Source organism: Megasphaera lornae (assembly GCF_000214495.1).
Taxonomy (GTDB): Bacteria; Bacillota; Negativicutes; order Veillonellales; family Megasphaeraceae; genus Megasphaera; species Megasphaera lornae.
Map to the genome: position 1 here is coordinate 1 of NZ_AFIJ01000025.1, position 12,101 is coordinate 12,101.

Below are 12,101 nucleotides of genomic sequence, written 5' to 3' on the forward strand. Positions count from 1 at the left end.
TCTGTAATCGTAACATTTTCTACTTTACTGTTCGGATGCTTCGTATCTTTTACCTGCAAGACAATTTCATGTTTTTCGTTAACACTGTACTTCTTATCGGCTGCATTTTCGTTTGCTACCAACCGATAATCCGTTGCATCTTTCTGCGCTTGATCCAGTTTTTCCAATACTTTTGTCAATTGTCCCTGACTTGCCGCCTGATCGGCTTTCATAGTATCCGTCAGCGTCGTATTCGTAAGCCCCGTAATCGTGCCTACATTGCTGATGGTCTTATTTTTCCCGTCGATCTTCAGGGCATCGCCGGCGCTTCCGAAGGTAATGCCGTCCAACCCGGTGAGTTCCTTGGCCAGACGCAAGGTCAATGTCTTATTGCCGTCGGCGGTGACACCGATATTACCGGCTTGACTTAATTTGTCATTTTCCGTAATACCGCCGGTCACTTTCAACTGTTCATTGAGTTTCAGTTTATCTTCCGTACCCATATCTCCCATGAACTTCAGGCCGTCATTCATCGTCGCCAATTCATTATTCTTCGTGCCGTCTTTGACGATGATCCGCGTTGCGCCGTCTTGACCGTCCAACCCTACGTGACCGTCTCCGGTGGTAATGGTAATAGCGTTTTTACCGTCTTTCCCTTTCATGCCGATAGAGCCGTCCGCGCCGTTCAAGGTAACGCTGTTGCCGTCTTTTCCGTTGACTCCGATGGTGCCGTTCTGTCCGTTAACAGTAACACTATTGCCGTCTTTTCCTGTTGCTCCAATCGTGCCGTCTTTGCCGTTAATGACCACACTTTCGCCGTCTTTACCGTGTACCGTTACTTTGCCGTCTTTGCCGTCTTTGCCTGTACCTTGTTTGCCGACTTCCACCTCATCTTTCAGGGCATACGTAATCTTCTTGCCCGTCTTGCTGATTTCCAAGCCGTTTCCGGCGGCAAATCCGAAGGCGTCTTTCTTGTCCGCACCTAATTTTACAGTAAACGTATTATCCGCATTATTTTGATCATTAATATATACGTCAAAGCCTTGGTTGGTCTTGTATAATTGTCCGCCGTTAACGGCATCTTTGCTGTTTTCCGATACGTCACCTTTAGCCACATTATGGATAGCCGTACCCGTCGTCGTATTTCCTGCCAAGGTAATGGAATCTTTATTTACAACGTCGCCGTTCTTATCGTACTTAACGGCATAGTCGTTAAACGTATCCGCAAGCTTCGTTACATCGGATTTCTTCGCTACATCGGCAATGGTTACTTTTTCCGTATTCGTCGGATGCTTCTTATCTTGTACGGTTAACGTCACTTCACCGGCATCGCTGACCGTATATTTATGGTTCGTCGCATCCTCCGGATTGCCGACCAACTGATAATCCGTTGCATCTGCCTGCGCTTTATCCAGTTTTTCCAATACTTTTGTCAGTTGTCCCTGACTTGCCGCCTGATCTTCTTTCATGTTATCCGTCAGCTTTGTATTCGTAAGTCCCGTAATCGTGCCTACATTGCTGATGGTCTTATTTTTTCCGTCGATCTTCATAGCATCGACGGCGCTGCCGAAGGTAATGCTGTCCATATCCTTCAGTTCTTTTGCCAAGCGAATCTTTAATTTTGCATTCGCTCCTTCTGTTACCGATTCGACGCCGATATTATTTTCTGTCAGGTTCGTAATTTGTTCCCCGACTTTGCTAATCTTAGCGCCGCCTACTATATTAACTTGATTATCCAACTTCACGCCGACAGCATTGCCGTCATCACCTTTAAACTTCAGGCCGTCATTCATCGTCGCCAAAGCGTTACTCTTATCGCCGTCTTTGACGATGATCCGCGTTGCGCCGTCTTGACCGTCCAACCCTGCAGTACCGGCACCGGTGGTAATGGTAACGCCGTTTTTACCGTCTTTCCCTTTCATACCGATAGAGCCTTCTGCCCCGTTAATCGTTACGGCGGCGCCATCTTTACCATTGGCACCGATGGTACCGTTCTGTCCGTTAACAGTAACACTATTGCCGTCTTTTCCGTTGGCACCGATCGTGCCGTCTTTTCCGTTAATGACCACACTTTCTCCGTCTTTACCGTGCACCGTTACTTTGCCGTCTTTACCGTCTTTGCCGGTACCTTGTTTGCCGACTTCCACCTCATCTTTCAGGGCATACGTAATCTTCTTGCCCGTCTTGCTGATTTCCAAGCCGTTTCCGGCGGCAAATCCGAAGGCGTCTTTCTTGTCTTCACCTAATTTTACAGTAAACGTATTATCCGCTTTGGTCGGATCGGTAATATATACGTCAAAGCCCCGGTTGGTCTTATCCAAGTTATTCGTTACATTCGTAATTTTGCTTTCCATCGTTTGCTGCGTTGCAAACAACTGACCGCCGTTAACGGCATCTTTGCTGTTTTGTTCGACTTTTCCGTCCGCTACATTGTGAATGGCCGTACCCGTCGTCGTATTTCCTGCCAAGGTAATGGAATCTTTGTTTACAACGTCGCCGTTCTTATCGTACTTAACGGCATAATCGGCAAACGTTTTATCCAACTTCGTTACATCGGATTTCTTCGCTACATCGGCAATGGTTACTTTTTCCGTATTCGTCGGATGCTTCTTATCTTGTACGGTTAACGTCACTTCACCGGCATCGCTGACCGTATATTTATGGTTCGTCGCATCCTCCGGATTGCCGACCAGCTGATAATCCGTTGCATCTGCCTGCGCTTTATCCAATTTTTCCAATACTTTTGTCAGTTGTCCCTGACTTGCCGCCTGATCGGCTTGCATAGTATCCGTCAGCGTCGTATTCGTAAGCCCCGTAATCGTTGATACATGAGTAATCGTTTTATTCGTACCGTCGATTTTCATCGCTTCTGCAGTATTGCCGAAGGTCACGCTTTCCATATCTTTCAGTTCTTTTGCCAAGCGAATCTTTAATTTTGCATTCTTTCCGTCCGCTTCGTCCGCAATAGATTCTACTCCGATATTATTATCCGTCAGATTCTTAATCGTTTCGCCGTCTCGAATAATTTGCGCGCCGCCTACTATATTGACTTGATTATTCAACTTCACGCCGACAGCATTGCCATCATCACCTTTAAACTTCAGGCCGTCATTCATCGTCGCCAATTCATTATTCTGCGTGCCGTCTTTGACAATGATCCGCGTTTTGCCGTCGTTGCCGTCCAACCCTACGTGACCGTCACCGGTGGTAATGGTAATACCGTTTGTACCGTCTTTCCCTTTCATGCCGATAGAGCCATCCACACCGTTCAAGGTAACGCTGTTACCGTCTTTTCCGTTGACTCCGATCGTGCCGTCTTTACCGCTTATGCTGACCGTGTTGCTCTTGCCGTCGGCTCCCGGTTGACCTTTTATCGTCACTTCCCCGTTTTTACCGTTAATGACCACACTTTCGCCGTCTTTACCGTGCACCGTTACTTTGCCGTCTTTACCGTCTTTGCCTGTACCTTGTTTGCCGACTTCCACCTCATCTTTCAAAGCGTACGTAATCTTCTTGCCCGTCTTGCTGATTTCCAAGCCGTTTCCGGCGGCAAATCCGAAGGCGTCTTTCTTGTCTTCACCTAATTTTACAGTAAATGTATTATCCGCATTATTTTGATCGGTAATATATACGTCAAATCCTTGGTTGGTCTTACTCAAATTATTCGTTACATTCGTAATTTTGTTTTCCATCGTTTGCTGCGTTGCAAACAACTGACCGCCGTTAACGGCATCTTTGCTGTTTTCCGATACGTCACCTTTAGCCACATTATGAATAGCCGTACCCGTCGTCGTATTTCCTGCCAAGGTAATGGAATCTTTATTTACAACGTCACCGTTCTTATCGTACTTAACGGCATAATCGGCAAACGTTTTATCCAACTTCGTTACATCGGATTTCTTCGCTACATCGGCAATGGTTACTTTTTCCGTATTCGTCGGATGCTTCTTATCTTGTACGGTTAACGTCACTTCACCGGCATCGCTGACCGTATATTTATGGTTCGTCGCATCCTCCGGATTGCCGACCAACTGATAATCGCTCATAGCGGCTTCGTCCTCTTTTACTTTTGCCGCTAATGTTTTCAGCTGTCCCTGACTTGCCGCCTGATCCACTTGTAACGAGTCCAAGTTGTCCGGCAAGGTCGTATTCGTAAGTCCCGTAATCGCACCGACATTGCTGATGGTCTTATTTTTCCCGTCAATCTTCATGGATTTCGCATCCGTGCCGAAGGTCACGCTTTCCATACCCTTCAGTTCTTTTGCCAACTTAACCTGTAAGCCGCCATGGATACTGTCGGCAATCACGCCGATATTTCCTGCCGTCAATTTTCCGGCATCCGTTTCTCCGCCTTGTACGGTAAGCGTTTCATTCAGCTTACGATTCACTACGACATCGGTATTGTCACCTTGGAACTTCAACCCGTCATTCATCGTCGCCAAAGCGTTACTCTTATCGCCGTCTTTGACAATGATCCGTGTTGCGCCGTCTTTACCGTCCAACCCGACAGTACCTGCACCGGTGGTAATGGTAACGCCGTTTTTACCGTCTTTCCCATTCATGCCGATAGATCCGTCCGCACCGTTAATCGTTACGGCGGCGCCATCTTTACCGTTGGCACCGATGGTACCGTTCTGTCCGTTAACAGTAACACTATTGCCGTCTTTTCCGTTGGCCCCGATCGTGCCGTCTTTGCCGTTAATGACCACACTTTCGCCGTCTTTACCGTGCACCGTTACTTTGCCGTCTTTTCCGTCGGTACCTGCCGCACCTTGTTTACCGACTTCCACCTCATCTTTCAGGGCATACGTAATCTGCTTGCCGTTTTTACTGATTTCCAAGCCGTTTCCGGCGACAAATCCGAAGGCGTCTTTCTTTTCCGCACCTAATTTTACATTAAAAGTATTCTCTTCTTTGGTCGGATCGGTAATATATACGTCAAAGCCTTGGTTGGTCTTACCCATTTTGTTTTCAATCGTTTGCTTCGTTGTAAACAACTGACCGCCGTTAACGGCATCTTTGCTGTTTTGTTCAACTTTTCCGTCCGCTACATTATGGATAGCCGTGCCCGTCGTCGTATTTCCTGCCAAGGTAATGGAATCTTTATTTACAACGTCGCCGTTCTTATCGTACTTAACGGCATAGTCGTCAAACGTACCTGCAAGCTTCGTTACATCGGATTTCTTCGCTACATCGGCAATAGTTACTTTTTCCGTATTCGTCGGATGCTTCTTATCTTGTACGGTTAACGTCACTTCACCGGCATCGCTGACCGTATATTTATGATTTGTCGTATCCTCCGGATTGCCGACCAGCTGATAATCCGTTGCATCTTTTTTCGCTTGATCCAGTTTTTCCAATACCTGTGTCAATTGCCCCTGGCTTGCCGCCTGATCGGCTTTCATATCTTTCTTCAACTCCGTATTGGACAGGCCGGTAATGACTTTATCATCCCCATGTAAGGTCAACCGATCCGTACTGTCGGGAGCGCCGAATATCATGGTTTGAATACGACTAATCGTTTTTTTCGTGCCGTCGATTTTCATCGGCGCTTCTTTATCTCCTAACGAAATAGAATCCAATCCTTTAAGATCTTTTGCCAACCGGACCGTTAAATTATGCTTGCCGTCAGCGACGACACCAAGGTTATTTTCTGTACTCAATGCCTCGGATGCTGCAATACCGCCGGTAATCGTCAACTGTTCATTAAGAGAAAGCTTATTTTCCGTTCCCGCATCTCCCATAAACTTCAAGCCGTCTTTCACGGTCGCCAGCGCATTCGTCTTATCCCCGTCTTTTACAACCAAGCGGGTAGTACCGTCTTGGCCGTCTACGCCGACCGTTCCGTTTTGAGTGGTAACAAAAACCGTATCGGTACCGTCATTGCCCTTAATAGCAATAGATCCGTCATTTCCATTTAACGTTACATGATTGCCGTCTTTACCGCTGACTCCCATGGATCCGTCTTTGCCGTTAAGGGTAATCATATTTTTCTTATTGTTCTCATCGGTTTTCCCTGCAATCGTCGTAATACCGTTCTTACCGTCAATCACAACCGCTGCGCCGGCTTTCCCGTCTTCACCGTCTTTTCCTTGTACCGCAATGGTTCCGTTCTCCCCGTTCATCACAACCCCGGTGCCGTCTTTGCCGGTAATCCCGACGGTACCGTCTTTGCCGTTCAAACTAATCGTGTTTTTATTATTATGTTCATCTTTGGCGCTTTCCATCGTAACGGTGCCGTCTTTACCGTTAATGACCACACTTTCCCCGTTTTTCCCTTGTACTCCGATGGAACCGTCCTTGCCGGGTTCTCCATTTTCGGTTTTTCTTCCTACCGACAAGTCATCTTTCAACGCATACGTAATTTGCTTATCCTTATGCGTTACGGTTAAATTATTCCCTGCTAAAAAGCCGATTGCATCGTTCTTTTTTTCATCACCCAAAGTAACGCTGAATGTATCGGCCTTGTCCTCCGTATTTACATATACATCAAAACCGCGTTGTGTCGTTTTTTCAAAAGCTTCCAATTGCCCTTGTGTGGCGGCTTGCGATTTATCAAAGTCGGCACCTCTTTTTGCCGGCGGCAGCCACTCCGTATTCGATAAACCGGTAAGGACGTTCTTCGTACCGTCTATTACCACACTGTTTTTAGCATCCGGAGCGCCGAAAGTTACTTTTTTAACCTGAGAAATCGACCGGGTCGTGCCATCCAATTTCATCGCCGTGTCATCATTACCGAATGTTACGCTTTCCAAATCGGTTAAATTCTTGGCAAGCTTCACATTCATCGTCTTTTGTTCGGCATCCACGACCACGCCGATATTCCCCGCACTGACTTTGCTCAAATCAGCGCCGCCTTTAATTGTAAGTATTTGATTGGAACCCGTATGAAGAACATTTTTATCTTTTGCATGGTCTTCGTGTTCAGCGAATACGGAATTGTCGCCGCCGAAATGAAGCGGTCTGGTTAATTGATACAACTGACTGCCGTTTACCGCGTCCGTAGCAGTAGGCGCAACTAACCCGGCCGCCACATTTTGAATACGACGTTCCTTATCTTTCGCGCCTACCGTCACGACGCCTGTCGGTTTTGCCGCTGCAAAGGTATATCCATAAATAGCGTCTTTTGTATATTCCGTATTTCCCGCCGAAAGAGCGGCATCGTCGGTATACGCCGCATCATCGCCGATATACGCAGAATTTCCCAAACCGGTACTAATACGATTTCCCAAAACTTGCACATGACTATGCTGTACCCTATTTGCATTCCCCATGATTTGCGAATCCGTAATAGCCGTAAGCGTACTCTGCGCTATCGGTTCACCGCTTGCCCCTGTTGTCATATTCGTTTCGACGCTGCCGGCAGCATTGCTGTCACCGATAATTTGCGTACGTTCCGCCTTAATATTGCTATTGCGGTTACCGATAATTTGGGTATCCGCAGTTCCCGTCGCCACTTGCTGATTTTGATAGCCCCAAACCAGCGAGCGAACAGCCGCTATATCCGCATTTTCATTACCCGAAACTTGCGTGTTCTCCGTATTCGCCGCAATATTTTTATTCTTATTGCCCAAGACGACATTGCGGTTCCCGGCAATATTCTTGTTTTCATCCCCTATAATGCGCTGTTCCGTACCGGCTATACTGCTATTTAAAGAACCTATAATATGACTCCGTACCGTAGATACACCCGTATTTTCATCGCCAAAAATTTGCGTACCTTCCGTATCCGTCCCAACCGTATTATTCTTATTGCCCAAAATGACATTGCGGTTCCCGGCAATATTCTTGTTTTCATCCCCTATAATTTGCTGCCCCGTACCGGAAATACTGCTATTCAAAGAACCTATAATATGACTCCGTACCGTAGATACACCCGTATTTTCATCGCCAAAAATTTGCGTATTGGCAGCGTCAATATTGACATTCGCATCCCCTAAGAGTACCGTATGCTGTCCTGAAACTTGACGATTTTCATCACCGATAATCCGATGCCGGGTACCGGCGATCTCCGTGTTCGCAAAGCCGATAATATGCCCCTTCGTGGAACTAATATTTTCATTGCTGCTGCCTAAAATATGTATTTTGTCACCGGAAATCGTCTTGTTTTGATCGCCTATAATCGCCGCACTTTCAGCGGTAATCGTATTTTCATGTCCTAAAATCTTAGTATCCGCACCGCCCGCTTTATTCGTATTTCCCAATGTTATCGTATTATCTACAGTAACGGTATTACCCGAACCTAACACACCCGTATTATTCGTCTTGGTTAACGTATTGGACGACCCCACAACAAAGGCATGTGTATTATACATGTTTATCGCATTTTGATTCCCTACAAGGTGATTATCTTCGCCGCGTTTAATAATATTAACATCTGTTTTTTGATCCAATGATTTTTTCACTTCAAAAAACGGATCAAACGTATTATTATTCCCTAATACGGTAGAATTATCATCCGTAATTCCCTTTGTTGCGGCATAAGCCAGCGTATCCAATACATCTTTACGATCTTCATCCGTCAAATTCATATTACTGCTGCCGATAACATACGTATTCATGCCGGAAACACCATTCTGATAGCCCACGGCGGCGGATTGTTTCCCTACCGCCGTATTGTGTGTACCCATCACCACCGCATCATCGCGCAGACTCCACGAATCGCGGCCGACAGCTATCCCGTCCTGCTGATGTGCTTCTGCCGAATTGCCGATGGCAATCCCGTTCCGATCATATACGGTAGACAAATATCCCATAGCCAACGAATAGTCGGGGGACAAACTTTCTCCCGATTGTTTGTCCAACTTATGCCGAACCATCGCGCGCGGGCCGACAGCCATACTATAATTCCCTTCTGTAATAGCGCCGGCACCGATAGCGGCATTATATCGGTACCCCGACACGGCTTTTGTCACAATCGGTTGTACTTCTTCTCCCGTAGCCGGTTTCGTAGCCGGGTCATCTTTATCATAATACCCCGTCCCGATCGCTAAACTGCCTTCCCCTTGCGCCTGTACATAATTTCCCATAGCCGCACTGTATTTAGCGGTAGAAGCCGCAGCAATACCGAAGGCGACGGCATTTTCTCCGGTAGCGCCGCCGTTATCAAAATTAGACTTGGCCACAGGTGCATTGGTAGAAAAATAATGGCCCATGCCCTGCTCCGTATATTCTTTAAGCTGTGCTAAATTAACCGCATCTCCCGCATTTACCCCTTTGGCTACGTTATGAATAATCGTACCCGTTTTTTGGTCTCCCGGTTGCAACGTAATGCTCGGCATGCCGCCGATTGCCCCCAAATCATACCCGACGCCGGAGGCGGCATGCGGTCCCTGCGCTTTTACATTAATATCCTTGGCAACTTGCGCCAACCCGGCTTTGAGCTGTGCCAGCGTAACCGCATCTTGCGCATCAATCGCATCGCCCACATTGGTCACCCGCCGCAACATATGCCCGGTCTGATTACCGACCGAAACCACGGTAGTACTAGCCTTGGCACCGGTGTACTCGGCCGTTTTGCCGGTCACGCTCTGTTCCGGTGCCACCGAGCCGGAACCGATGGCCACATTACCGGCCTCGGCCTTGGCATCGGCTCCCAACGCCAACGTGTTTTCCCCTTTGGCAATGGCCGTAAAACCGATAGCCGTACCGCTATGTCCCAGCGCTTGCGCCTGATATCCGATAGCCGTACCGTCATTGGCGGCAATCGATTCACTGCCGATAGCGGTAGACTGTACCAATCTGATTTTTTCTGAATCTTCGGCAATACGCGGAATCTTCATCATCTTTTCTTTAGGCGGCGTTGTCGTTCCGGGATCGCCTTCCGTATCCTCGACGTCTTGTTCCGGTTGCGTCACCGCTTTCCGAAAATTAGCATGATAGCCGATAGAAACATTCTTACCGATAGGATCGGTACGACTTCCCAATATATTTCTGCCGGCTTCCGACCCGATCGATACATTGTAATTACTTTGCACATTTCCGCCGCTCTTATACCCGAGAGCAATATTTTGCAGCCCTTCCAAGCCTTCACCCGCTTGGTCGCCGATAATAATATGAGATGCCGCCAACGGAATATTGCCGGTTTTTTTCATCCCCGCCCCGGCATTCACGCCGATTGCAATCGTCGCATCCGACATACTTTGGGCGCCGTTCCCGATAGCAATACCGTTTATCCCGGATCCCAAGCCGTCCTGCTTGCCGCCGTCGGCATTCAAAACCGGCGGTTCCAGGTACTCGCCGACTTGTGCACCCGCACCGATTGCAATACTGCCTTTCATATTCGATTGTGCTGAATGCCCCAACGCCATTGTATCTTCGGCATACGTTTTTGCACCGGTTCCGATTGCCATAGCATTTTCATTCGTAGCCGCTATACTCGTCTGATAGCCGATAGCGATTGCGCCGGCTGCCTGATCAAGAACCGAAGCCTCCGTGCCGACGGCAATAACATTTTCATTCTTTGTATCGGCCGTTATCTTTACTTTATTGCCAATGCCGATGGAGTCTTTTCCGTCTATCGTCGAATTTTCTCCGCCGGCAGCCATGCCGATAGCGCCGATGCCCTTTGTCGTGCTGCTGCCGATAGCCAGGGAATTCTGTCCGTCCGGATGCGCATCTCCATCTTTACTCATACTGGTGCGGAAATAACGCATACCCAGCTGGCCATTTTCCTTTGTGTCTATCCCCAGATGAACTTGCCCTGCATTTTGTCCGCTTATTCGTTTATTAAACGCTTCTTCAAGTTTTTTTAAACTTACGTCCGTCGCTTGTTTATTTGCCGCTACCGTTACGGATAAATTCTTAATCGCCGTTGTATTGCTCTTTACTTCTCCGTTCTTCAACGCTGTAATAGCATCGGTATTGCTCTTTACCTCTCCGTTCTTCAGCGCCGTAATAGCCGTGTCGATTTTACCGCCCGGATTGGTAATATCGGCAATGGCCTGTGTATTCTTTTTAACTTTAGCATCCAGCGTCGTTTGCGCTTCACCGATTTTATTCGTTAACTCCTTCTTCATCGTTTCCAACGTGCCGCCGGATTTAGTAAGCGCCGTAATAGCATCGGTATTGCTCTTTACTTCTCCGTTCTTCAGCGCCGTAATAGCATCGGTATTGCTCTTTACTTCTCCGTTCTTCAGCGCCGTAATAGCATCGGTATTGCTCTTTACTTCTCCGTCCTTCAGCGCTTTAATAGCCGTGTCGATTTTACCGCCCGGATTGGTAATCGCGGCAATGTTCTGTGCATTATCTTCCGACTTTCCTTTATTGGCCGTAATTTGCTCTTGCATTTTTGCCAACGTGCCGTTAGGCGCATTCAAGTTATTCAGTGCCGTTGTATTCTTTTCAATCGCTTCTTTGTTGCTCTTTACTTCTCCGTCCTTCAGCGCTTTAATAGCCGTGTCGATTTTACCGCCCGGATTGGTAATCGCGGCAATGTTCTGTGCATTATCTTCCGACTTTCCTTTATTGGCCGTAATTTGCTCTTGCATTTTTGCCAACGTGCCGTCAGGCGCATTCAAGTTATTCAGTGCCGTTGTATTCTTTTCAATCGCCGTCTTATTCTCCGTAACGGCGCCGCCTTCTTTCGTCAGCGCGGCAATCGCTTCGGCATTCGTTTGTATAGCCTTACTGTTTTTCGTAATCGCCCCGGTTTTTCCGGTCAACGCGGCAATCGCCGTATCAATTTTGCCGCCTTTCTTGGTAATGTCGGCAATGGCTTCTTTATTGTTCTTTATATCCGTAACATTTTGCGTAATCTTTACCCGAATATCCGTTTGACTTTGTTGCAAATATTGCATAGGCCCGTCATACATAGCACCGATACTCTGCATAACCTTATCCATTGCCTGATCTATTTTACCGTCTTTTCGGGTAATGTCGGCAATGGCCTGTGCATTATTTTCCGACTTTCCTTTATTGGCCGTAATTTGTTCTTGCATTTTTGCCAACGTGCCGTCAGGCGCATTCAACCGGTTCAGCGTCGTAATAGCCGTGTCAATTTTACCGCCCTGCTTGGTAATGTCGGCAATGACCTTGGCATTATTTTCCGACTTTCCTTTATTGGCCGTAATTTGCTCTTGCATTTTTGCCAACGTGCCTTCAGGCGCATTCAAGTTATTCAG

The 12,101-nt window shown here is 47.4% G+C and carries 1 protein-coding gene; it reads right to left on the reverse strand.

The genetic code is table 11. The annotated features are described in order from the left end of the window. Nucleotides 1-12,101: hypothetical protein (locus HMPREF1039_RS08160; RefSeq protein WP_176603341.1), on the reverse strand; the 12,101-nt coding region annotated here is incomplete at both ends.